17 protein-coding genes are annotated in these 25,808 nt (G+C 51.3%); 15 read left to right on the top strand and 2 right to left on the bottom strand.

All coding sequences use genetic code 11. The annotated features are described in order from the left end of the window. Positions 1–127 precede the first annotated feature (127 nt). Genes ACSR9A_RS28435 through ACSR9A_RS28410 form a run of 6 tightly spaced genes read left to right on the top strand, consistent with a single transcriptional unit; the run spans position 128 to position 13,609 of the window. The gene (locus tag ACSR9A_RS28435) at positions 128–688 is read left to right on the top strand and encodes a hypothetical protein (RefSeq protein ID WP_473761567.1); all 561 of its coding nucleotides are present in this window, start codon (positions 128–130) and stop codon (positions 686–688) included. A 34-nt stretch (positions 689–722) separates the two neighbouring features. After that, complete coding sequence (locus ACSR9A_RS28430) at positions 723–1,979, top strand: hypothetical protein (RefSeq protein WP_473761566.1); 1,257 nt, start codon at positions 723–725, stop codon at positions 1,977–1,979. 33 nt (positions 1,980–2,012) lie between these two features. Beyond that, positions 2,013–2,732: a hypothetical protein gene (locus tag ACSR9A_RS28425; protein ID WP_473761565.1), complete on the top strand. Its 720-nt coding sequence runs from the start codon at positions 2,013–2,015 to the stop codon at positions 2,730–2,732. A gap of 25 nt (positions 2,733–2,757) precedes the next feature. Further along, positions 2,758–5,277 (top strand): pentapeptide repeat-containing protein, encoded by a 2,520-nt coding sequence (locus ACSR9A_RS28420; RefSeq protein ID WP_473761564.1) that lies wholly within the window; start codon positions 2,758–2,760, stop codon positions 5,275–5,277. Between the two features lie 26 nt (positions 5,278–5,303). After that, positions 5,304–7,847, top strand: coding sequence for an NHL repeat-containing protein (locus ACSR9A_RS28415; RefSeq protein ID WP_473761562.1), 2,544 nt, complete (start codon positions 5,304–5,306; stop codon positions 7,845–7,847). A gap of 23 nt (positions 7,848–7,870) precedes the next feature. Further along, positions 7,871–13,609, top strand: coding sequence for a type I polyketide synthase (locus ACSR9A_RS28410; RefSeq protein ID WP_473761560.1), 5,739 nt, complete (start codon positions 7,871–7,873; stop codon positions 13,607–13,609). A gap of 178 nt (positions 13,610–13,787) precedes the next feature. Here the strand turns inward: ACSR9A_RS28410 and thyA are convergent, their stop codons facing one another. Together thyA and ACSR9A_RS28400 are read right to left on the bottom strand one after the other, a co-directional pair. Then, positions 13,788–14,621: a thymidylate synthase gene (gene thyA / locus ACSR9A_RS28405; protein ID WP_473761558.1), complete on the bottom strand. Its 834-nt coding sequence runs from the start codon at positions 14,619–14,621 to the stop codon at positions 13,788–13,790. A 294-nt stretch (positions 14,622–14,915) separates the two neighbouring features. Beyond that, entirely contained in the window at positions 14,916–15,338 is a 423-nt protein-coding gene (locus tag ACSR9A_RS28400) for a VOC family protein (protein ID WP_473761556.1), read from the bottom strand. Positions 15,339–15,736: 398 nt separating this feature from the next. On the opposite strand from ACSR9A_RS28400, the gene ACSR9A_RS28395 reads away from it, so the two are divergent. The 9 genes from ACSR9A_RS28395 (at position 15,737) to ACSR9A_RS28355 (ending at position 25,727) form a co-directional block, all read left to right on the top strand. Next, the gene (locus ACSR9A_RS28395; RefSeq protein ID WP_473761554.1) at positions 15,737–17,407 is read left to right on the top strand and encodes a DUF6138 family protein; all 1,671 of its coding nucleotides are present in this window, start codon (positions 15,737–15,739) and stop codon (positions 17,405–17,407) included. 82 nt (positions 17,408–17,489) lie between these two features. Beyond that, the gene (locus ACSR9A_RS28390; RefSeq protein ID WP_473761552.1) at positions 17,490–18,221 is read left to right on the top strand and encodes a hypothetical protein; all 732 of its coding nucleotides are present in this window, start codon (positions 17,490–17,492) and stop codon (positions 18,219–18,221) included. A 19-nt stretch (positions 18,222–18,240) separates the two neighbouring features. After that, positions 18,241–19,218: a hypothetical protein gene (locus ACSR9A_RS28385; RefSeq protein WP_473761550.1), complete on the top strand. Its 978-nt coding sequence runs from the start codon at positions 18,241–18,243 to the stop codon at positions 19,216–19,218. A 17-nt stretch (positions 19,219–19,235) separates the two neighbouring features. Next, entirely contained in the window at positions 19,236–19,841 is a 606-nt protein-coding gene (locus ACSR9A_RS28380) for a DUF6630 family protein (protein WP_473761548.1), read from the top strand. Between the two features lie 181 nt (positions 19,842–20,022). Then, positions 20,023–21,474, top strand: coding sequence for an alpha-ketoglutaric semialdehyde dehydrogenase GucD (gene gucD / locus ACSR9A_RS28375; protein ID WP_473761547.1), 1,452 nt, complete (start codon positions 20,023–20,025; stop codon positions 21,472–21,474). A 40-nt stretch (positions 21,475–21,514) separates the two neighbouring features. Beyond that, positions 21,515–22,207: a GntR family transcriptional regulator gene (locus ACSR9A_RS28370; protein ID WP_473761545.1), complete on the top strand. Its 693-nt coding sequence runs from the start codon at positions 21,515–21,517 to the stop codon at positions 22,205–22,207. Positions 22,208–22,316: 109 nt separating this feature from the next. Further along, positions 22,317–23,222 carry a dihydrodipicolinate synthase family protein gene (locus ACSR9A_RS28365; RefSeq protein ID WP_473761543.1) on the top strand — a complete coding sequence of 302 codons (906 nt, stop codon included), beginning with the start codon at positions 22,317–22,319 and terminating at the stop codon, positions 23,220–23,222. Between the two features lie 159 nt (positions 23,223–23,381). After that, positions 23,382–24,464 (top strand): glycoside hydrolase family 88/105 protein, encoded by a 1,083-nt coding sequence (locus tag ACSR9A_RS28360; RefSeq protein WP_473761541.1) that lies wholly within the window; start codon positions 23,382–23,384, stop codon positions 24,462–24,464. A gap of 93 nt (positions 24,465–24,557) precedes the next feature. Further along, the gene (locus tag ACSR9A_RS28355; protein WP_473761539.1) at positions 24,558–25,727 is read left to right on the top strand and encodes a mandelate racemase/muconate lactonizing enzyme family protein; all 1,170 of its coding nucleotides are present in this window, start codon (positions 24,558–24,560) and stop codon (positions 25,725–25,727) included. Positions 25,728–25,808 lie beyond the last annotated feature (81 nt).

Below are 25,808 nucleotides of genomic sequence, written 5' to 3'. Positions count from 1 at the left end.
ATCAATAGCAGCCATGAAGTAATACAAGAGTATGTGATGCAGCTTAAGCGTCATACAAACCTACACCCTGTAGCTGTATGGCGCTGGAACTGCAAACCGGTCAGATAGAGGAAACGGAGGAACGAACATGGGCGATCTATTCAGCCAAACGCTGCAGCTTCTCGGGTTGACCGAAGCGGATGCAAGCAAAGATACACTGACTACAGGGAATAAGTCAGGGCCAACCTATTTATCTACTCGGCCGGAATTTGAATCCGCGCTGGCAGCCAAGAAGATTACGGTTAAAAGTTTAGAGCAGCTGCAGTCGATAATCGGAACCAACGATTCAAGCAGCAGTGAGCTTGACATTCCTGAGCCGTGGCCGGCAAGCAAATCCGGCTTGAAGACCCAGGATCTTACCGAGCTGGATGAGCGGCAGCTTTATGACGCGCTTCGCGCCTGCCTGGCTGGCCGGCAAAACGAGGTGCAGAGCTACAGCGAAATTTTAAATGCACGGTACTTTCCAATGAATCTAAGCGTGTTCACTGCTCAGAATATTGTTGTTTCCGCTGGAAGCCCGCTTATTATTTCCCCTCAAGGACATGATCCAGTGTCGGTCACATGCGATACGCTGACGCTTGAGCAAGGTGGTCAAATTATTTGCGAAGCACCGGTTATTCTCACCTGCAATACGTTCATTAAAAACTAACGGGCACCCCCGATAACCTAGGAGGAACTATACAATGCTGACTGCACAAGATATCCGCAATCAATTTATGGCGAAATTTAATTTGACCGATGAGATTATTCAAAAAGGAACGCTTACAACGAGCGGAGGCGGCACATATATTTCGGCTAATCCAAGCCATGACACCGCGATTAAGCCTTTATATGTAACGATTGAATCGATTGATGATTTCAAGTCATTTGGTGGGAACTCCGACGAGCATTATGCGAGCAATCTGCTTCAAGAGCATCATGAAGCGCTCGCTGAATGGGATGCAAGCAACAACCATAAGACTTACTCGGAGCTGTCTGTACTGGAAAAATCAGCCGTCTGCAATGCCTATCAGACTTATATCTACGGCAACTCGAAAAACGTCCAATCTTATAAAGAGGTGCTGCAAAAGCATTTCTTCCCGGCACAGCTTGCTGTCTGCGCAGGTCAAGATATTGTTGTCACACCAGGCAATCCACTTATTCTAGCTGGCGATGGCGACAATCCAATTACCTATAGCTTTAACACCATTACGATTCAGCCGGGCGGGCAAATTATTAACCAAGCAAATGCCACTTTGCTTGTCGATACGCTTATTCAGGAAGAGGGCGGCGCCATGCTTGCGGATGCACCGCCGACTAACAACTTTGTAAGCATCGGAGCTGACGGACAAAGCGGGGCTCCAGGCGGCAACGCTGGCAACGGAAATCCTGGTAGTCAGGGCAGTGCAGGCTCTGACGGTAAAAATTCCTGTGACACACAAGCAGGACAAGGCGGCACCGGTGGAACGGGCAATCCGGGCACGCAAGGCGGCAACGGCTCTCGCGGCTCTGACTCTCAAGTCGTTAAAGCTACTCTAACTGTTGTGCAAGGGCCGATCTTGCTCATGTCTTGCGGCGGGAATGGCGGTGCTGGCGGCGTAGGCGGCAATGCTGGCGCTGGCGGTGTAGGCGGTAATGGTGGCAGCTCGACCTCTCATTGCTCAGCTGGCGCGCAAGGTAAAGGAGGTCAAGGCGGTAACGGTGCTAACGGCGGTAGCGGCGGTGATTCGGGCAATGGCCAAAATATTTATTGTACGTATCAATCGCTAGGACCTAATGGCTCTATCTCCCTTGGCGTTCCGACGAAAGGGCAAGGCGGCCAAGGCGGAGCAGCAGGAAACGGCGGCAACGGTGGACAAGGTAATCCGAACGGCGGCGGCGGTACAGCGGGATCACCAGGGGCAAATGGCAAAAACGGCACGAGCGGAACGGTCTATATCAACAACGTCCCTCAGCAATAATCGCTACTTATTATAGAAGGAGGTCAGCAGATCATGAGCGCAAGCTACGATATTGTCATTCAAGGCGCAACCGGAATTAATGGAGCGAATGGCACGCAGGGCGAGAGTGCCGCCACAAGCGGCAGCAACGGCATGAACGGGACGTATAACAAAAAGGATACACCGCATTGTACCAGTGCTACGAATGGTCAGCAAGGCCAGAATGCGGTATCCTCGGGTCAAAATGGCGAGCAGGGCAGCGCAGGCGCCTCAGCCTCCGCTTTCTTTTTGAAGTGCCAATCCATTGTTTCTCAGAGCCCGATTACGATCTTTAGCGCAGGTGGTGCAGGCGGTAATGGCGGTAGTGGTGGCAACGGCGGCAATGGCAGCAATGGCGGCAACGCCGGCCAGCAGAATGCGAAATGCTCCAGCTCCATCCCCCCAGCAATGGGTGGAAATGGCGGCAACGGCAGCAATGGCGGAAGCGGGGGGAATGGCGGAAATGGCGGCAGCGGCGGCGATATTACCGTCACTTATGTGAGCGCCTCACTTAACGTGCCCTTTATCGCCCAATCAAACGGTGCTATTGGCGGGCAAGGAGGCAGTGCGGGCTTTGCAGGCGTTGGGGGCGTAGGAGGAGTGAATGGCACGGCACCGGGGCAAAACCCGTCCAATGCGGTTAATGGTGCTTCCGGAACGAACGGAGCACCTGGCGTGAACGGGAATTCAGGAATTAACGGCAGCGTCTCCATCAAGGAAGCCAGTCAAATTTAATTAACAATCGGCGGGGGGAATACGAATGTCCTCGACCATGATGACATTTATCGGAAAATGGATATTCAGCGATACAGCTGGAAGCACATATATTAGCCTGGATGGCTCTACCTCTCAACTGGTGGCCGTCCAGGCTTCCGCCGTCTCTCCTGACCAGCGCTTCAACGCTTATGGGGATATCGGCACCGGATTTTGGCTCCAGGCCAATAATGGCAAATATGTTGTCTATGCTGGAAGCAGCTATGCGGCAACAGAGGATCGGAGCGGGGCTCCTGCACGGTTTACATTAGTTTCAAGCGGCGATGCTGTCTTGCTAGTCGAGCAAGTATCGGGCACACAGTATGACGTCAATATGAGCGGAGGCACGATTAGCAGAGTAGCGGTCGACAATCCGCCAGCGACGGCTTTATTCCATCAGCAGTCAATCACACCGGGGTTGGTGCAAATTCAGCAGGCCTCGGTTATTCATTCGGCCGATTTGTCATGGGCTTATTTAGCTAAAGCTGACCTCAGCCAAATTGATTTTTCCGGCTCCAATCTTAGCGGTGCAAATTTAGACTCCTGCAACTTGTTTGAAGCGACATTCCAAGGACCAGATACGATTATTTCGAACTCGAGCTTTGCGAGCGCGTCAATGAGCTACGCCATTCTGGATAAATGTACGGCTCTGAACGTCGATTTCAGCAACGCCACTATGAAATTTGTGTCGCTTTCCGATGCGAGCCTGGCTGGCTGTGATTTTACATCTACCAACCTGTCTAGTGCTTCTGTAGACGGTGTTGACCTGACAGGAGCATGCTTGGCAGGTGCAAACCTTTATGGTACGGTGCTCATTCATTCTAACCTGACGAAAGCCGACCTGACCGGTGCCAATCTGCTGCTGGCGAATCTGGACAGCATTCAAATTCCCGGTGCTACGTTGACGAATTCGACACTAAACAACCAGGATTTGACGACAGCGATCATCGATTCCCAAACGAACTTTACGGGGGCTAGCATGCAAAAGGTTCGCCTCAACAATTGTTCTTTAAAGAACGTAACCTTCACGCATGCGGATTTGACGGGTGCGCTGCTGGATGGCAGCAATCTGATTGGCGCTGATCTCAGCTTCGCGACACTGACCAATGCTTCCCTGAAAAATGGAGTCGCCCTGTTCAGCGCTTCCTTATCCAATGCAACGCTGACTGGCGCAAACTTGACGGGTGCGCAGCTTGGAGCCAAGCAGGAAGCGTTTACGCTAAGCACCTCGCTCATCTCCGATTTGAACGGCGGCGCTGTCACATCTGCGATCAGTCAGGCTTTTCAGAATGCAGGGTATCCGCTTTCGAACGCCGCAACCATCACGGTCCGCATTCCGAGCCAGAATTGGGTCATCACCGATAACAATACGGTATATACCATTACGAACGGCGGAGCTGTGCTGAACGTATGGCTGTATGTATCAAGCAATGATGCTGCCGTTCTAGCGGGGGCCTATATGCCTAATGCCATTTTTACCGATGCGAATCTGTATGCGGTCAATATGTCAGGCGTCAATTGGTACGGAAACTCGGCAAAAGCGGATAACGCCGATCTGGAGGAAGCTGATCTCGCCAATGCCAATCTCGGCAGCATGGATTTCTCGCAGGCCCGGATGTACGGCTGCAATCTCGATTCAGCCAATCTAATTGGAACGACGATGAACGGCACGTATTTGACGCCGTCGATTAACAAGAAGCAGGCTTCGCTTGCTTTTGCCAATATTCAAGGGGCAATCTTCCAGCAGGCACAGCTGCAGAATGCAGTATTAACGAATGCAGCGGTATCGCTAAACGAAGGTCCGTTCTTTACGCTGCCTTCATCGTATGCTGTCGATCTGGACAACCAGACGATATCTGCTGCGCTGCGCAGCCAGTTCCAAACTAACCATTATCCGCTGGATCCGGCGGCAACTGTAACAGCTGTAACGCTGGGCAGCAACTGGACGATTAAAAATGCCTCAAATCCGATTTATCCAATCTATTCAATTATCAAAATAGACGCGCAGTTATACGTATCCGGCGGTCCGATTGGTGTTCATTTGTTTAATTTGCCACAGTCCATGAGCAAAGAGCTTGATTTGAAAAATCTAGCCTCTGACATTCAGAACGCTTTCAGCAGCGCGGGATATCCGCTCGTCTCCACTGCAAGCATCGACCAAGTCATCATCCCGGGCAGCAAATGGCATTTGAGCAATATCAGCACGGGTACTTCTCAATTACAGCAGGGCTATGTGGAATTTTATATTATTGCAAACGCTGATCAAACGCTGCATGTATATGGGTCGGTGCTGATGGTGATTCGTTCTGATGACACCCATACGATGGAACAGGTTCGAATCGTGCTCGCTGCGACACAGATGACTCAGGATGTTATGGACGGTACGACGACATGTCCTAATGGGCAAAAGCTGAAGCAGTATTTGAACCAGCAGCCTCCACAGCACATTACATGGGAGCAGATGATGACGGCTGCTGCGCCGCCTAAGCCGCCGGCCTGTGTGCCGGACCCGTTTCATTGGTGCTGATAAACCTATATCAAGGAGGTTATTAAATGGCAAGTCAGGTCGATCCATCACCAATGGATTATGCAGTTCTGCTTGCGGGGGCGCATCCGGAGCTGTCTTCGCCGGATCCGGCAGTTCAATCCGAGGTCAACAGCCATATCAACAGCCAAACCAATTTGCTTTATGAACTTGCAACAGCGTTCAGCAAACAAGGTCCAGCTTCTCCTAACGGAGGCTGGGCCACAATCGAGCAGATCGGAAAGCTCGGCACGGAACCCGTTTATCAATATACTCTGTCATCTGCAACTGCCGCGGCAACGGGTTCAATCATTGAAGGAACGCTTGTACTCGTCAAGCAGGACGCCAGTTTGCTAAATAAGCTATGGTCGGTTCAGCAGGGCGTCGCCGGTTCTTATCAGCCTGTTATTCCGCCAGCTGCTGGTTTTCAGTGGACGGCGGACAATTTTCAACCGCAATGCGGCATTACGGTACAGGCAGTCAGCGCAGACCCTCAATCGAATCAGTTCCAAATTGTGCTGCAAAATAGCTATCCGGCATTCTACAGTCTTTATGCGGAATTTCTCGATGCTTCCGGTGCAGTCATAGCGTCTGGCTCAGGGGAATGGACATCAAGGCTTCAGTCAGGCTCGCGCTTTGAAACTGCGACGAAGAAGTTTATTGGACTAGTGCCGCCCACACTCGGAATTGAAGGTATGCCTGCCACTGCCAAGCAGACGACGCAGTCATTTCACATTCCGCAAGCAGCAGTAACTGTCCGGCTTACCTTTGGAACATTGGGCGCGCTTGGGTGGAACAGCGTTACGAATCCGCTGCCATTTTTTTTCTCGGCCGTGCTCGGCTACGCTGTCCCTTGGATCATGAAGTCCGCTGGTGAGTATACTTCGGCGACAGCCGCATGGTATTACGAGTTGTTTAGCGACAGCGGAATTAGAATAGAATTGGAAAAGAACGCGGGGCTGCTGGCATCTGCCGCTTCAACGTCGGATGCAATCAATCTGCTCTGTGCACAGACAGGAAAGCTGCTCTTTGGCGGCTCTCTGCCTAAGCTGCTCGCCGCATTGCGTCTCAAATACAAAGACGATGTGCTTATTCAGGCAGCGCAAAGCACATATTGGCCGCTAGCGGGCATGTTGTCTTCTCTGCAGAGCGGTGTAGTAAGCGGTGTGGTAGAGACGCTGTCTGTTCCTGCAACGTTTACGCAGGCTTATAGCATAAATATGATCGCAGCTTCAACGGTTGAGGTATATCCGGACCCCGTCCACGGCGCTTGGCCGCTTTCGGCTGCTTCCTATACGATTAAGTGGGCAGGAAATGGCGATGTGCAAACTGGCAGCGGATCGATGAACGGCATATGGAGTGATCCGCTGTTGAAGTCGTCGTTTGCCAATGTACCGCATAATGCTGCCATATCCGCGACGGCGTACATTTACGATGCTTCTGGAAATGTAGTTGGCCAGGGCGAAGCAAGCGGAATGGCATCCTCCATCCTCAGCATCGTTATTCAAGAAAATGTCCCGGCGGCGGCAGCGAAGGGCTACCAGCAAGCGCTGGCGCTGGCCTTTAGCGATGAGGCAGGTTTCAATTGGCAGCCGGCAGCTGAGGCAGATTCCTCGACGATTGCAAGTCTGGACTGCAGCAATGTCGGAACCAATCTATGCCAACTGACAGGCCTATCATTTAATGCTGCTGCTTCGGCGCTTGTGTATGGCTGGCGGGCATCAGGCACGGCGTGCGCGCCATGCAGCGGCGGCGGGGCAGGGGCGCAAATGTACAGGCTTCAATCTATTTCAATTTCGTCATCGCCTGCCCGTTCGCTCAAGCCTGCATCCTGCGGTTTCTATACGATGACGACCATTGCAAATGGCCACAATTGCGATGATAATCTGTTTTTTGATACACGTACGACGCCGTATGCGCTCAGGAACATCACACTCGGAGATGCTGGCGTTTTTCAGTTTCCTACGGAAACAAGCCGAGGTTATTTGACGCTTAGTACGGTGGATGATTTGACCGCTCATCCAGCTGGATTTGCGGCTGCAGTCAGCGCAGCCGCAAACATGCTGCAGATTGTGCAGCTAAGCGCACAGCCGGTTGCGGATAGCGCGGCACCGGGACCTTATTCGGTAGGTGGAATGGGGACACGACCCGGACTGCTGCAGCAGCCCGTAGCAGTTGCAGCTGCGCCTGACGGTACCCTCATCGTACTGGAGGCAGGGAACAAGCGGCTGCAGGCCTTCGACGTGTTCGGCAACAGCCAGAATTATTTCGCAATGTCCCCAATTTTGCAGCTTCGCCAGACGTCCGGTATTTCGTACATTGATCTGGATATCGATAGGGATGGCAATATGTATGTACTGTCCTATTCCGGAAGCGGCAATCAGGCAAGTCAGTATTTGCTTGACGTGTACAGCCCGCAGGGAGCGCTGCTTTCTTCAACGGAGGGTGTAAATGCAGCGGGAATTGCCGTAGATGAATGGCGGAATATATATGCACTCGACTATAGCCTATTGCAAGGGCCGCAGGGAGATACAAGTCCTGCCATTCGGGTATGGACGCCGATAACGACTTGAGGTTGGAAAGGAAGGCTATCACGATGTCTAAGCAAAAGCATCAGCAGTTCGCGAAGGAGCAGACGCACACGAATGAGGAAGCCATTGCAATTATCGGCATGGGCTGTCGTTTTCCCGGCGGGGTGAATAGTCCAGAGGAGTTTTGGGAGCTGCTCAAAAATGGTACAGACGCGATCGTGGAGGTTCCGCCAGAGCGATGGAAGAACACGGATTTCTATCATCCCGACCGCGACAAGCCGGGTAAAATGGTAACGAGGCACGGCGGATTTATCGACGCCATCGACCGGTTTGATCCAGAATTTTTCGGTATTTCCCCGCATGAAGCGCATCATATGGACCCACAGCAGCGTCATTTGCTGGAGGTTACATGGGAAGCGCTGGAGGATGGCGGGCAGCGCCCCGAGCTTCTTCGCGGCCGGGAGGTTGGTGTGTTCGTAGGGGCATTCGCGCTTGATTACCACGCGCTGCAATTCGGCGATCCATTTCAGCGGGACGCCGGGCCGTATACCGCCGCAAGCAGCATGACCACGATGATTTCAAACCGGATTTCATACATTTATGATTTTTGCGGCCCGTCCATGACCATTGATACAGCCTGCTCGTCTTCACTTGTTTCGCTGCATTTGGCTTGCGAAAGCCTGCGTAAGGGCGAGAGTGAACTTGCGGTTGCTGGTGGTGTTGTGCTGATTTTCACCCCGCAATACACGTTGGTAGAAAGCAGAGGCGGTTTTCTGTCGCCGGAAGGCCGATGCAAAACGTTTGACACCACTGCGGACGGCTATGTCCGGGGCGAAGGCGTTGGCATGCTGGTGCTGAAACGACTGGAGAATGCTATAGCAGATGGCGATCCGATTCAGGCGGTTATTATGGCAAGCAGCGTCAACCAGGATGGGCATACACCTAGCATTACCGTGCCCAGCTCCGCGGCGCAGGAGCGGCTGATTCGAAAAACGCTGGGCAAGGCGGGCATTTCTGCAGCAGACGTGCAATATGTTGAAGCGCATGGAACAGGCACGCCGGTAGGCGATCCAATCGAGGCGCGAGCCATTGCCGCAGCCTATGGAGAAGGGCGGGCGGAATCGGAGAAGCTGTTCATCGGTTCTTGTAAAACGAATATAGGCCATACCGAGGCAGCGGCAGGTGTAGCTGGCCTGATTAAAACAGTGCTTTGCCTCAAGCATAAGCAAATTCCACCGAACCTGCACTTTCATAATCCGAACCCAGCCATTCGATTTGATGAATGGGGCATCCGCGTGCCCGTCAAGCTTGAGCCGTGGCCTCCGCATGACGGCGAAGCCATTGCGGCGGTCAATTCATTCGGTTTTGGCGGCACGAATGCACATGTGATCGTCCGGGAATTGTCGATTAACGAGAAGAGCATTTTGCTGCAAGAAGAGGAATACATGCTTGCCGCTCAAGTAGGCAGTCACCACGGTGGAATGCTGCAAGCATCAGCAACAGTCGACACAATTGTAATAGCGAATCAAGCAGCTGTCATGGAGCAGAAAAGCTTTGCAAGCCAGGGTTCGGGACTGGACTTTCCTCCTATTTCTTCTCAGCGCTCGTACCTGCTGCCGTTATCCACACGACGAGCGGCAGGGCTGCAGCAGCTAAGCAAGAGCTACACACGGCTGCTAAGCGATTCCAGCTTAGCGCTTGATGATCTGTGCTGGAGCGCTGGTGAACGCCGCGAGCATCATCATCACCGTCAGGCGTGCATTGCCAAAGACAGCAATAGCCTGGCAGAGCTTCTGACTGCGGCTGTTGAAGGTAAAGCGGCTAAAGGTGTCATCACCGGTATCAACCTGCCAGGAGTGAGGCCTAAGCTTGTTTGGACATTTTCGGGCATGGGCCCGCAGTGGTATGGCATGGGACGGCAGCTGCTGCAGATTGAGCCTGTGTTTCGAGAGACGATGGAGCAGTGCGACCGCTTGTTTGCACAAATTGCCGGGTGGTCTATGCTTGCCGAGCTAGCGAAGGACGAAGTGGATAGTCTAATGGACGAGACGGAAATTTCAATGCCGATCAGTTGTGCCCTCCAGATATCTCTGGCCGCACTATGGCGTTCGTGGGGAATTGTGCCGGATGCTATCGTGGGGCACAGCGCAGGCGAAGTTGCCGCATTTTACGAGGCAGGCGTCTATACCTTAGAGCATGCCCTCCAGATCGTTTATCACCGCAGCCGTCTATTGCAGCGTTTAAGCGGGATGGGCGGGATGGTGGCCCTCGGCGCCAGCGAGGAGGAAGCGAAGAAGCTATTGGAAGGCTTTGAAGAAACGGTAAGCATCGCTGCGATCAACAGCCCTTCATCGGTCACGCTTGCAGGGACGCTTCAATCGTTGGATGATGTTATGTCCTTGGCTACAAAGCGGAATTTATTTAATCGAAAATTGAAGGTGCAAGCACCTTTCCATAGCCATTTCATGAAGGCGATTAAACAAGAGCTGTTGGACAGTCTGCAGGGCATCCCGTCACAAGCCGTGTCCGTTCCACTTTATTCCAGCGTTACAGCTGGACTTGTTGACGGTGAAACAGTAGATGCCAATTATTGGTGGCGCAATGTTCGTGAACCGGTACGCTTTGCACCCGCCATTGAACAAATACTGCAGAGTGGCTGTACGGTTTTTGTGGAAATCGGGGCGCATCCTGTTCTTACCGGTGCGCTAAATGAATGCTTTAGCGCACACCGTGCCTTGGCGGTTTCATCGATCCGCCGTAAGGAAGACGAGCATGAAGCGATGCTGCTGTCGCTTGCCGAGCTTTACGTTTGGGGATTTGAGCCGAACTGGAACACACTTTATCCGCAAGCGCAGTGGACAGAGCTCCCGGCCTATCCATGGCGGAGGGAGGCCTATTGGCATGAGCCGGAGGTCATCCGGCTGATTCGTCTTGGGCTGCGCGACCATCCGCTGCTTGGCCGTCCATTGCTTGGTGCAGCAGCAGCTTGGGAGGGGGAAATCTCCCTCATTCGTTTTCCTTATTTGCGCGATCATCGGGTGCTGGATCAGACGGTTTTCCCGGCAGCTGCGTACATTGAAGCAGCAATGGCGGCTGCTCAGCATACATTGGGCGGAACGGGCTATGCGCTTGAGCAAATTGAACTGCACCGCAGTCTTACGCTGCCACAGCCCTCCACTGTCATGCTTACCCAGCATTATCTTGACGTGGAGAACGGTACGTTCCAAATTTATTCGGCGGCGGATACGTCAGGAAGTCCGTATACGCTTCACGCATCCGGCCGTGTAAGGCAGCTTCAGCCGGTAGCACCAATGGCGCAGCTGAATCCGAAGCTCGCGAGCCAAACGATGCACCGCACCGTGCAGCATGAACAGGCATACCGCATTTTGAATCGTATGGGCTTCGATTATGGAGCCATGTTCCAAGGCTTGCAACAAGCCTATATTGGGATTGATGAGGCCTGGGCAGAGATAAATCTGGAGCTATCGGCAGCGGAGGCAGAGGATTACATCTTCCATCCTCAGTTGATGGACTCCTGTTTCCAGGCGCTGCTTGCCGCAGAATTCCCGCTTGAAGGCGAGACGCCAAAGGAAGCAAGAGATGAGTTTCGTCTGCCGGTGCGTATTGGGGAAATTCGCTTTTACCGAAAGGTAAAGGGGAAATTATGGGCGCACAGCCGATTGACGGAGCGAAACGATAAGATAACAAAGGGAGACCTTCGCATCTATGATGGAGATGGACGCTTGGTTGCCGAGTTCCTCGGCTTCGTCAAACAGGCGGTGGATGCAGGTGTAGGAAAGATTAGCAGCGCACAATTAAAGCGCTGGTTCTATGAGCCGCAGTGGCAGCCTGCTCCTGAGCTGAACGACCCGCCGCTGCGCATGACAAAGAAGGATGTCTGGCTGTTTCTCGCCGATCACAGCGGTGTGGCAGAGGCAGCAAGCACACTACTGCGGCAACAGGATTTTGAGGCGGTTATCGTAAGGCCCGCTGTCGAAGGTGAATATCATTTTGTACCTGCTTTAAATGGGAGCAGAATACACCCTGGTACGAAGCAGCATTACGACAAAATGGTGAAAGACGCCCTACAGGCGTTTGGCAGCCGTCTTCGCGGCATTGTGCATGCCTGGAATTTAGATCTTCCTGAACCGGAGAGCATACATTTGCATGCAGATAAAATGGAGGATGGGCAAGGAAACAGGCTCTGGAGCAGTCCATGGATGGAAGGGAATGACAACTATGCCCAGTATAAATCGTTATCCCTCTACTCTGTGCTTTATGCGGTGCAGAGCATATCCATGCAAACGGCGAAGATCCGTCTCTGGACGCTGACACGCGGTGCACAACTCGTCCATCGTCTGGATGAGTTCACAGGGGAAAAACCGCCAGCAGTCTTTCAATCCGCAGTATGGGGGCTTGGAAGATCGATCGCACAGGAGTTTGGCAATTACTGGGGCGGCATTTGCGATATTGATCCTGATGCCACTGCGGCAGAAGCGGCGCAGCTTTTCGTTCGGGAGCTTGTCAGTGAAGAAGCCGGCCGCGAGGACCAGCTGGCCTTTCGGAATGGAGAACGCCATGTGCTTCGCCTCAACCAGGCGGCACGCATTCCGGGAGCGGCACTTCCTCTGCGCTGTCGCGAGGACGGCGCCTATCTCATTACTGGTGCATTTGGTTCGCTCGGTCAGCATGCTGCGCGGCTGCTTGTCAAGCGGGGCGCCAGAAGACTGATTCTGATTGGACGGAACCCGCTGCCGGATCGGCACGAATGGAAAGCGTATTTGAGGGATAATTTCGATGATGCGACACGGGCTGTTCAAGCGGAGCGAATCGCTTTTGTGCTTGAACTGGAAGCTGCTGGCGTTTATGTGCATACCATTTGCATCGATATTACAGACAAGCAGAGCCTGGGAGCCTTTATGGAGAATTATATCGGCAGTGGCCATCCTCCAATCCGAGGCGTCATCCATAGTGCAGGAGCCATTCGAGATATGCTGCTGAGACAAATGCCGGCAAAGGTTTTCGATGAAGCCTATGAACCGAAGGTCAAAGGGGCATGGAACCTGCATGAAGCGACACTCGCCGAGCCGCTGGAATTTTTCGTTATGTTCTCCTCCATTGCCTCGCTGCTGCCGCCAGCCGGACAGGGGAATTATGCCGCAGGCAATGCGTTTATGGACGGACTGGCCCACTATCGTCTCAGCCAGGGGCTGCCGGCGATGAGCATTAACTGGGGACCGTGGCTGTCCGGTATGGTCACCAGACAGAACTTGGCAGCCCATTTTCAAGAAAATGGGCTAGATTGCATACTTGATGGGGAAGGAGAGCGCCTGCTGGAGCATTTGCTCGGTCAACCACTTGCCCAAGTTGCTGTACTTTCCGCAGAATGGAAGTCCGTCCGTACGCTATATCCTGACACGGCGCTGCTCAATCTGCTTGATCAGAAGGCGCGTAGCGAGGGGCAACAGATCGAAGAAGCCATTAACTGGTCAGAGAAATTGTCGGCGCTTGAGCCAGCAGTAAGAGCGTCTGCGGTATTGGTGAAGCTGACGGCCATTATCGCTGAGCTGCTCCACTATGATCAAGAATTTCTCGACACGACGCGCAGCCTTCCGGAGCTCGGGCTTGACTCTATGATGGCCATTAAACTCCGCAATCGAATTACTGGCGAATTTGGCTGCGCGCCAATGGTGGGCGATCTTCTCAGCGGAAACACGGTTGAAATGCTAGCAGATGTGTTAGTCAGCTTATTGGAAGAGGAACGAGAGGCTGAAGAACATCATTTAGAAGCGAGTATGCTATAAACGTGCTAACAAGAAAAACAAGAAAATCCGCCATTTTGGCGGATTTTCTTGTTTTAATCATTTTAATAGCGATAACGCTCTGAGGGGATAGCTAAAATATCTTGATTGTGAATGTTCAGCAACGAGCACGCTGTTAGGCGACCGAATTGTAACCTTTAGCTCCATCTCTTTTGAAGAACTAGATGGCAATCTCCATTTTAACTGATGGGTGATATTTATAATTGATTAACTCGAAATCATTAATAGTAAAATCATCGATTTTTTTTATTTCTGGATTGATCCAAAGTTCAGGTGCAGGATATGTCTCTCGTTGAATCTGTTCTTTCAAAGGATCAATGTGTCGCTCATAAATATGAGCATCATTAATATTTAGCGTAAGCGTTCCTAATTTGTATCCTGTAACTTGAGCGATCATTCGCTGTAAAACGGAATATTGGAATACATTAAATGGGTTTCCTAAACCAATATCATTTGATCTTGCGTTGACAATTAGATGAAGGATTCCTTGTTTTATTAGCCATTGGTTATTCCAAACACAAGGATACAGCTCCATTTGATCAAGATCATCAATATTCCAAAGGGATATTACATGTCTTCTTGAAGCAGGATTATTAATTAGTTGATCAATTAGATTATGAACTTGGTTTGTAATCTTACCTTTGAGCATTATTGGCTTGCCCAACTGATAGCCATATGCTTTACCTATATTGTTGCTAGCATTTGTCCACTCTTTCCAAATTTTCACGTTGCTATCATCTAGATAAGAGCAATCACTTGTTCTTTTGACATAAAACCATAGTAATTCGTGAATTGCCGATTTCCATGGAACTCTTTTTGTTGTAAGTATAGGAATTTCAGAATTATCAAATTTCAACTGCTTTGAAATTAAACTTTTTGTGTAGGCTGGGGTGCCATCCGACCAAGTTGTTCTAACGTCGTGGTCTTTGTCCCAATCTCCATCTTCAAGAATTTCATTTACTAATTGACTGTATATCCTATCAGCCTTCGCCATCTAATGTACCTCCAAATCATACATGAGCATTGCTTTATAAGATTCGCGGGAAATGACAAATTTCCCTTTTTTCATTTATATCCTATTGCTTAGTTCAACATAACTAGCTTGCTACCACGACGCTAACCTGCCCGTTAACTCAATCCTGTCGCTTCTCAAGCTTAAACTTTTCATAACGCTGAACCTTTATCAATACTTCTCAACCGATTCAAAAACACCCGCTTGCCGCTGCTTGGACGAACTCCAAACAGGGCAGGCGGGTATTTATATGCAAGCCTTATGGATGAGGCTCGATTAAATTTCTTCGTCGGATTGGTTGATGAGCCATTGAATGCCAAATTTGTCCTTCAGGCTGCCGTACCCTTTAGACCAGAAGGTTTCCTGCAATTCCATCTCGACGGTGCCGCCTTCTTTGAGCTTGTTGAAGACTGACTGCAGTTCTTCAAGCTCCTTGCTGACGATGGAGAGGCTGATGTTCGTACCTTCAACGAAAGGCATATCTGGAAACACATCGGAAAACATAACTAAACTGCCCATAATTTTCAGCCGTGTATGCATGACCAAAGGTTTCACTGCTTCTGGCATCTCAAAATCCGGATTTGGAGGAGAATCCCCGAATGTCATAATTTCAGGCTTGTCCGTTCCGAAAACCTCTGCATAAAACAATACCGCTTCACGACAGTTGCCATTAAAATTCAAATACGCCTGAACAGCCACTTACGTCACTCCTTCATAGGGTTGAGTTGGGGTTAAGCATGGTCATTTACGCTCCTATTGTATCATTAAACGGAGCTTGTTCAAACCTGCGATTTGAGAGGTGCTGTCGAGGGCTTTTTTACCAAGGATTAGGAATTAAACCGTCCATAAGACTTATTGTTCTCAGCACCCACCACGGATAAAATAAGAGGACAGGCTTCGTCTTTAGTCGACACTGGAAGCTTGCAGCCTGAAGCGTTTCATAGCTTACTTCAAAGCCGGGCACCCATCGCGGGTGCCCTTTCATTTTTTTCTTCAAAGCTGATGTGTTCAGGTTTAATGAAATTGGGTATTAAATTGTTGGTATACATAACGGTTTTTGCTTAATTTTTAAAAAGGAAAGTGGAAGGTGAGTATAGATGATGGAAGCAGCACAACGAGCGGAAATAGATGAGATGAAACGAGAGATTCACCAGTGGTTCGACCAATTGGAAAAGCAGGATGGAGCAGACGTGATCAAGCGCACCAAGCTGCAAGTAGGGGTTTTTGATTATGCACAAATAGACTGTACAGCTCAAAAGATCGACATTACCGACCATGATCTGGGCATCGGCTGGCCGGATGAAAAGGATGAAAAGCCTGACCCGCATGCGCTGTTTACAGTGGAGCAGATCGAGACGCTTGTTAAGCCGGAGCTTGCGGAGGAGATCGAGGAGCGCCTGAAATTGCTGGCGGCGTCAACCGTTACGGATTACCGCTTTACTTTTTGCGCGAAATTCCGGGCCGTGGAAAGCGTCATAGAGCTCCCGCTTGTGGAATATGTGAATGAGGCGAAAAAGCAGGAGCTGCTGGGACATATACAAGCTTATGTGACGCAAAAGCTAGATTCGGGCAAGTTTCCGACAAAGCCGCTGGAGACATTTTTTCTGGCACGGCACTTGCTCAGTGAGCTGCTTTTTCCAGAGCTGGACGGCGAATGGATCATTGCCAAATTCGAGAAAATTTTAGAGCTCAATAAATCTCGTAGAGAAGCGCTGCAGGAGCATCGCAGCAACATCATTATCATGCTGAAAGCCTGGGTGGAAAACCAATTGCTGCCGCCGTTTTTTACCATAGAGGAGGGCGAGGATGGACGGAAGCAGTATAAATTGAAGTCCGGGGCTGCTGCCGGGTCTGTACAGCCGGGGCTAATTACGCTGCTGCTTTATACGGCTGTCGCTATTCTTCGTTTCGAGCCTAGCTACAGCAAGCAGAGGGGACTTATCTTTATTGATTGTGCCCGGCAGCTCGGAAGCGACAAAGCAGCACAGCTGCTTGAAGAAGGCAGCGGCGCCTATCCGAAGGAAGATAGCAACTATAGCGATGCTTATGTGCATTGCAAGGCGAATGATGTATTTTCGACGATAACGATCGTCATCAAACAGGAGGAACAGCAGAGCTACGGACAGGCGGTGGCGTTCATCATTCGGTTACTTCAGCAGGGTTTCCCTAAAAGCTATAAGATCAAGCTTAAATCGAGCGTTAAGCAATATTTGCCGCTGAAAGGGCTGGCCAAATCGGATACGCACCGCTTCTTTGCGAATGTGCTTGCCTTTGAAGAGCTGCATCCGCTGCTGGAGCAATATGCACGCGTGGCGATGGAGGAATTTGAATGGTATGGTGATGCAGAGGATGAGAAGAGCTGCATGCCGGGCAGCTACGCTGTTTTCGGCCTAGGCATTGCCGATTCCCGTTATTTTCAGCTTGCTCAGCAATATATGAAGCTAGTAGATGTGGAGCATCAATCCGTGCAAAATAAATTTACCGCCGAGTTCGCGGCACGCTATGGCGTTAATGCCGATTCTATCGCAACGCTCGTTGTTTGCATGCTGCATAGCACGGAAGAGCTGAAGCTCAAAATCAAGCCGACTTTCGAAGAGGAAGGCAATCTGGCGCTGCTGCTGGAGCAAGTGAAGGGGCGGCAGGATTATGAAGTGGAGCATCTCATATATTTGATCTGGGGCGGGACAGACAAGCTGAAGGCAGCAGCTCGCAAAACAAAAGACGCGCGCCAGCCCCTAATGGAGCTGCTGCTGCAAGCCGCCTATTAATATAGCTTGAGCATGAGCACAAGCGGGAGCAAATGAGCAATAAGCAGAGCGAAGCGCTTTTTATAAAAGGAGGGGCCTGCCCATGTATATCGTATCGCCTAATGGTTCGCCTATACCGGCCGAAAAGCTGCATCAGCTGGAACAAGAGCAGCAGCTGACGCTGCCTGAAGCGTATGTCCGCTTCTTGGTTCTTCACGGCCCAGGCACTTATCGCGGCTGGTTTAATATTGAAGTACCTGATCCCGGTGTGCTGAAGCCGTTCGCGGAGGAGGAGTTGTGGGAGCATGATGCTGCCAGCCCCATTACGCAGCAGCAAATCGTCGAATGTGTATCGATTGGCACGACGATTGACGGCGACTTTCTCGCGGTGCATCCGGCTGTCAAGGGCATCATCTGGCTGCCGCGGCATTCGGAGATCATCGAGCTGTATACCGAGGGTGCGATTGAGCATGCCGACTATACGGAATTTCTTAATCAGATATATGGCGAAAAGCTAGCTCAGGAAGCGGTGGTTCCGGCTTATTTTGAGCCGTGGACGCAAACGCGGCAGCATCAATTTTTTCATTTTGCCCCGGATAAGGCTGGATATGAGCTGCCTGAGCTGGCGCGCCAGTGCAAGGAAAGCTTTGAGCCGGATTTGCAGATTGAAAATGCCTATACATGCCTATTGTTTTTGCAAGGGCTGGGCGGGTATATCCGTTTCAATTATGCCTATAGGCTGGAGGTTGCCGTTTTCTATGAGGAGGGGCAGGAGCCGCTCTTGCAACAAATAACCGCTTTTTTGAAAAATCATAATTGCATATCGTTAACTTAATCGAAAAGGTGGGAGCGAAATGGAAACATTAAATCGATTCGTCTGGAACAGTCTGCCGAGCCAAGAGAAGGAAATTGTATTGAAAATGCTGCTGGATAAGCTTCCGGAAGGGTTTGAATATCAAGGGCTGAAAGCGTTCCAGCGTTATGGCAGCGGACTCGAAACGGGTGTTTATGACTATGAGGGCTATAAGTTCGTTTATGTGCCGGGAGACAAGGTAACGCTGGGCTGGGAGCGTTGGGAGCAAGGCTTGGATGCCGCAACAGCTGAAGATTTTCAAGAGACGATGAACGAATATGGTGTTGAGGATCGGGATGCGTTTATCCGCGATCAAATGTCGCCGGTCCGCGAGGCGGAAATTGGCGCTTTGCTCGTGGAATGCGAGACGCATTCGCTAGGCTGGTACGAGGTAGAGCTCGATGACGAGGATTTGGCCGAGGATGAGGATTTTCAGGAGGAATTGGCAAAATTCAAGCTCAGCACCTATTCAGAATACGAGCGTCATCAAAATTTTCGCTTCGTACGCGAAGGGGAGGACATCCTCGCTTATTTGTTTAATGATGAGCTGGACGCGGATATCGTCGCTGAGCAAATCGAGCAATCCGGCTTTAGCCTGCCTACGGAGGATGAGTGGGAATATGTTTACGGCGGCGGCTGCCGGACGTTGTATCCTTGGGGCGACAGCTTTGATTATGGGCTGAAGCTCAGGCATTTTGAGGAGCTGGCCGAAGGCGAGAGAAGACCTTACGATTTGGAGCTGCCGAATGCGTTCGGTATTTGCTTCTCGGGTGACCCTTACCAGTATGAAATGACGCTGAAGGATGGGGAGTTTTTTCCGAAGGGCGGAGATGGCGGCAGCTTGGTATGCGGAGGAACAGGACCGGTTGTAGGCTATTTGCCAGCGACAGCGGTCTACTATCGCGATCCTAATGTATTTGAGCTGGATTTCGAGGATATAGTCGGCAATTTGCGCTTTAGACGGATAATCCGGTTGTAAGAGGGAGGGCGAGCAGCGTGGGGTGGTTCGGATTCGGATTTAAGCGAAAAAGAGGATCGAAGCAGCTTCGGCAGCAGCAGGGTGCTTCGGCCGAAAAGGATGACCCGCAGCTTAGAAGCACAGCGCTGCTGGAGCTGAGCAGACGACTTGCCTTCGGGCAGTCGCAGATCGTGGACGAAGTAACTGAGGCTATGCTGCATGAAGAGGATTATTTTGTGCGCTGGTTCGATCGGCTGGATGAGCGGGGAATTAGCTGTCCGATTCCGGAGCTGCCATGGTTTGCGCTGGTCGATTCGCTGCAAGCAGAGGGGCTGGCATGTGAAATCGACTGGAAAGAGGACAGCTATGAGGTGGCCAGCTTCATTGAGAATTTGCTTGCCCGAAAGCAGCTGCTGCCAGAAGTGGAGTGGAATTTGAAGCATGAAGCAGATGAAATACTCCCAACCTACGATTTTTTGGTGAAAATGTTTAAGCTGCTGCAAGCTCATTCGATCGCGCTCGCTTGCATGGATATTAATAGCGACAGCTATGTGCTGATTACCGTCCGTACGGAGGAATTTAGCGAGCTGCGGGCGCTGGCGAGACGGGCTGGCTATCGTATTGATGGTTTTGAACAAGGATAGCAGGTGTACGAGCATCGGTAAGTAGATCTAGATAAGCTTGAATAAAAGGATAAGAAGCTCCTGCCATTTTGCTGGCGGGAGCTTTTTTCGTGAAAAGGGTTGACGATTTAAGATATTCAATATAATATCTGATATATCAGATATCAAATATAAAGTTGCAGAGGTGAGGCGATTGGAAACCATGTCTATGCATACTGCTTTCAATTACATTGGCGGCGAGTGGGTAGCTTCCTCGTCCGGTGAAGTAGAAGCCAGCTTGAATCCTTCTACCAGAGGCGAAGTTGTCGGCTGGGTGCAAAGCTCTGGCACCCATGATTTGAATGCTGCAGCGCAGGCTGCGAAGGAAGCTCAGCCTATATGGCGCAAGCTGTCTGCTCCGGCAAGAGGCGAATATTTGTTTAAGGCAGCAGCAGCGCTTGAGCGAAGGCTTGATGAAATTGCCGAAACGATGGCACGCGAGATGGGCAAGACGCTGCCGGAGGCAAAGGGCGAGACGGCAAGAGGCGTGGCCATATTGCGGTATTACGCTGGCGAGGGCATGCGTAAGACAGGCGATGTCATTCCTTCAACAGACAGTGAAGCGCTAATGCTGACTACCCGGGTTCCACTTGGCGTCGTGGGCGTCATTACGCCGTGGAACTTTCCGGTGGCCATACCGCTCTGGAAGATGGCTCCCGCCCTTATTTACGGCAACACGGTTGTGCTTAAGCCAGCTACGGAAACTGCTGTAACCGCTGTCAAACTGATGGAATGCTTGGCAGAAGCGGGTTTTCCAGCCGGGACAGTCAATCTCGTAACAGGCAAAGGCTCCGTCGTTGGTCAAGCGATGGCCGAGCATCCGTTCATCCAAGGAATTACGTTCACCGGCTCAAACCAGACGGGAAAACGGATAGGGATGGCGGCACTTGCCCGGGGAGCGAAATATCAGCTGGAGATGGGCGGCAAAAATCCGCTGATCGTTGCCGCTGATGCTGACCTCGACCAGGCGGTGGAAGCGGCGGTAAACGGCGGCTTTCGCTCAACAGGTCAGAAATGCACGGCTACGAGCCGGGTGATTATCGCAAATGAAGTGTTCGAGCCGTTTGTGGCGAAGCTGCTGGTCCGAACGAAGGAGCTTAAAGTCGGCAGCGCTCTGGCGCCCGATACATGGATGGGGCCATGCGCCAGCGAGCAGCAATATAATAATGTCGCTTCCTATATTCGCCAAGGCGTTGAGGAAGGAGCGGTGCTGCTGCATGGTGGCAGGCAGCCGGCAGGGCTTGAGCAGGATGGTTATTATATCGAGCCAGCGATTTTCGACCAGGTGGATGCAAATATGGCCATAGCGCGTGAGGAAATTTTTGGCCCGGTGCTGGCGCTCCTCCGATTTGATACGATAGAGGAAGCATTATCGATAGCAAATGATACGGAATTTGGCTTAAGCGCTTCCATTTTTACGCAAAATATCGCTCATATGCTATCCTTTATTCAGGACATGGATGCGGGCCTTATTCGAATCAATTCCGAGAGCGCAGGTGTGGAGCTACAAGCGCCGTTTGGCGGCATGAAGCAGTCCAGCTCGCATTCGCGGGAACAAGGGCAGGCAGCGATAGAATTTTTCACCTCTATCAAAACCGTATTTATAAAATCCTGAGAAACAGGCGCAAGGCCTGCTGCACAACGAGGGGGCGGTAATGATGAGCATACATGGTCAAGACGAAGATATAGCTTTGCAGACGCGCTCGATTCGCGACGTTATATACGAGAAGCTGAAGGAAGCGATTTTGTCCGAGCAATATAAGGCGGGCCATCATTTGAAGGAACGGGAGCTGGCCAAGCAGTTCGGCATCAGCACAACGCCGCTGAAGGAAGCGCTGCGGAGGCTGGAGCAGGAGGGGCTGGTTACAACTAGCGCCAGACGGGGAACGTTCGTCTCCAGCGACATTATGAACTCGGTTGAAGAAATCAACTGGGCGCGATCGGCTCTGGAGGGTGTAGCCGCACGAATGGCGGCGCTCAAAATAACGGATGAGGAAGCCAGCGTCCTAACGGAAACAACGGAGCAAATGCGCAAACATACCGAAGCGAAGGACACGGAGCAACTGATCGCGCTTAATGGTCATTTTCATAAATTGATCCGAACCTATGCGAAAAATAATTATATTTTTCAACAGATTGAAGCGATTCATTCCTTTGACCGTTCCTTCCGCAAAAAAGCGCTGTCGCATGAGGATGAGCTGGAGCGGGGATTTCAGGAGCATTATGTCATCTATAAGGCTATCGTGGCAAAAGATGCTGATCTTGCCGAGAAGCTGATGATTGGACATATTCGTAGGACGATTGAGTTTGTGAAGGAAAGCAAGGCAGCGGCGAAAGCGCAGAGCTAGCATACTAGCTTCGGCAGCGGGCGGGATGAAAACAAGGGCTGACCTTCATTCCGCAGGCAAACCGCTTGGGCAAACATTAGAGGATTGAGAGAAAGGAGATGCTGAAACGATGTATGAAGACTTGAAAGCGAAGCTAAGAGGCATTAACGCGATCAATGTGACACCGTTTGATGGACAGCTCGGCATCGATTGGACATCGCTGCAAGGCAACATTCGCTATTTGCTCGATCAAGGCATTCAAGCGATCTATCCATGCGGCAACACAGGCGAGTTTTATGCGCTGAGCGTGGAGGAGGCCAAGGAGGTTACGCGGTTCGTGACAAATACCGTAAACAACCAAAGCTTGGTCATTGCAGGAGTGGGCTATGATGCGAGTACAGCTTCCGAGTTAGCCCTTCATGCGGAAAAATGCGGCGCCGACGGCATTATGGTGCATCAGCCGGTTCATCCTTATTTGCTGGCGCAGGGTGTAGTCGATTATTACAAGCAAATCTCCGCAGCGACCTCGCTGCCCATGGTCCTATATATTCGCAGTGAGCAAATTACGCATGAGGCGATTGTGCAGGCAGCAGCTATCCCGAATGTCGTGGGCATTAAATATGCGATTAATCATCCGCCATCCTTTAGCCGCGCTGTACAGGCTGTGGAGGACGACATCGTGTGGATATGCGGAACGGCTGAAATGTGGGCACCGACATTTTACGCGGCCGGGGCGAAGGGCTTTACGTCGGGAATGGTAAATGTCGATACCCAAAGATCGTTTGCCATGCTGGAGGCGCTGAATGCAGGAAGCTACGAGCGGGCAATGGAAATTTGGCGCGAGGTGCTTCCCTTCGAGCAGCTGCGGGAAAGCCATCGAAACGGCAATAATGTAAGCGTAGTCAAGGAAGCGATGTACCAGCTGGGGCTGATTGCCACGAGAGCCGTTCGCCCGCCGATCAGCACATTAACGAGCAAGGAATGTGAAGAGGTAGCAGGCATGCTGAAGGAATGGGGCTTGCTGCAGCCCGTATAGGGGCAATTCCTTTTATAAAAATATAGGGAGTATATGATTTTCCCATCTCCTCTCTATATTTCTCGGAATGAAACGCGCCGGGCCACCAAAAGACGGCGACAGCCGTTTCATCTTATGTAAGCGCATTATATGTATTTTAAACAAAAAGGAGGAAGTTAAATGGTGGAGCAAAACAGACCAGAACGGCAGTTGCTGCTAAGTCGAACCGCGGATCGGACGCTGGCGCTGAGCCATACCTTTTCGGATGAGCCCGGTGGCATTCGCTGGCGGCGCTGGGATTGGAGCATCGGGGTAGCCTTCTATGGGATAGTGAAAGCGGGAGAAGCGGTGGGAGATGCCCCCTATGACCTGATGCTGAAAGGCTGGATTGATGGCCGAATAAAATCGCATTTTGAAAAAGTGTGCGTGAACTCCAATTCGCTGCTGCTGACGCTGCTGTATTTGCGTAATCAGGACGACGAAGGCCACTATGCGAGACTGTTTCAGACGTTTGACGATTATTTGCTCAACAGTGGGCCGCGCACCGATTCCGGCGCCCTTGAGCATACGGTGCTGGACAATGATTGGTCGGATCAGGTATGGGCGGACACGCTGTTTATGAGCTTGCTTTATATGGCGCAGCGGGGAATGCTCCTAAATGATGAGCGGTTTAGGCTGGAAGCTGGAAGACAGCTCGCTCTGCATTGCAAGCTGCTGTTCGACCCTGATGAAAAGCTGTTTTATCATGGCTGGAACGATAAGCAGAAAAAATGGATCGGCGTTCATTGGGGCAGAGGCAATGCGTGGATGACGGCGGGCATTGTTGATATTTTGGAGCTGCTTCCGTCCGAGTTTGAAGGCCGGGAGGCGATTTTGGAAACGCTCCATGCGCAAGTAAAGAGGCTGGCTGGGCTGCAAGAGGCTTCAGGGCTGTGGAGAACGGTGCTGAACCGGGAGGACACTTATACGGAAACGTCTGCTACCGCTGGCATTGCATATGGCTTGCTGAAAGGCATCAGGCTCGGCCTCATTTCGGAGCAATACCGCGAGGTGGGAGAGCGTGCGCTTGATGCAGTAGCGGAGAGTATTGATGAAGAGGGCTATGTAACAGGGGGCTCCTCAGGTACCCCGGTGAAAGCGGATGCCGCGGCCTATAACGAAATTCCTTATGAAATTACGCCTTTCACCCAAGGACTCGCGCTGCTTGCTCTACATGAAAGCTTACAGCCTAACAAGCATAAACGGCCGAAAGCCGTCCTCTAGCGGTAAAGCTAACGTTTCGCGGTGAAATAGAAGCGGAGTATAAATGTGAAACTTATATATTCTTATATTTTCAAAAAGGGAGTGCACCTATCCATGAAATTGTCTGATTTGCGTTTAACCGTCGTTGGCGTGCCGCGTTCTACCGGCTTTGTCAGCAAGCATGTCATTGTGGAGCTGATGACCGATGAGGGCTTGACCGGCATCGGCGAAATGTCGGATTTTTCCCATCTTCCTTATTATTCGATTGATCTAAATGATCTGGCGACTGTGCTCAAGGGCATTCTAATTGGACAAAATCCCTTCCAGCTGTCGCGCATCAATATGGAGCTGAAAAGCCATTTTCCCGAAGCGAACTTTTATTATGAGAAGGGCAATTTTATCCGCAATGGCATTGATGCCGCACTGCATGACTTGTGTGCGAAGGCACTGAATATGTCGGTATCCGAATTTATGGGTGGGGCTATTCAGCACAAAATCAAAGTATGCTTTCCGATCTTCCGTCACCGGTTTATGGAGGAGGTTGAGGAAAATATCGCCGTCGTCCGCGAGCGGCTGGCACAGGGTTTTGACGTATTCCGGCTGTATGTCGGAAAAAATCTCGATGCGGATGAAGCGTTTCTGGACGGGGTACAGCGCGAGTTTGGCTCACGGGTGAAAATCAAATCGCTTGATTTCAGCCATTTGCTGGACTGGAAAGCATCGCTCAAGGCGATACGCCGCTTATCTGCTTATGACTTTGAAATGGTCGAGAGTCCGGCTCCGCAAAATGATTTCGAAGGGCTGCGGCAAGTCCGCATGAAATCGGATTATTCCGTGAGCGAGCATGTGTGGAGCTTCCGCCAGCAGCATGAGATGCTGCGTCAAGATAGCGTAGATATTTTTAACATTTCACCTATCTTCATTGGCGGTCTGACATCGGCGCGGAAAGCAGCGGCAGCCGCAGAAGTGGCGGGGAAGGGCTGTCTGCTGGGCACGACGCAAGAGTTGTCCATTGGCACGGCCGCAATGGCACATCTCGGCAGTACGCTCGTCAATCTGAATTATACGTCAGACCCGACGGGGCCGGAGCTTTACGTAGGCGATGTGGTCAAGGAGTCGGTTCGTTATGAGGAGGGTTATCTGATCGTGCCAGGCGCTGACAAACCAGGTCTTGGGATGGAGCTGGACCCGGCTAAAATGGAACAGTACCGCGTGCCGGATTTAAGCTGGGGAGCGATATCCGTCCATCAGCTGCAGGACCGTACGTCACAAACGAAGCAGTAACTGGTTGTAAAGTACAGCAGAGAACAGCAGAGGCAAGCCATGGCAAGCCATGGCAAGCATTCCTATAAAAAGGGGAGACGA

The sequence above is a fragment of the Paenibacillus sp. R-74696 genome, from assembly GCF_055814915.1.
The sequence above is the reverse complement of the archived record's forward strand: the minus strand, read 5'-3'. Positions and strand labels throughout refer to the sequence as shown.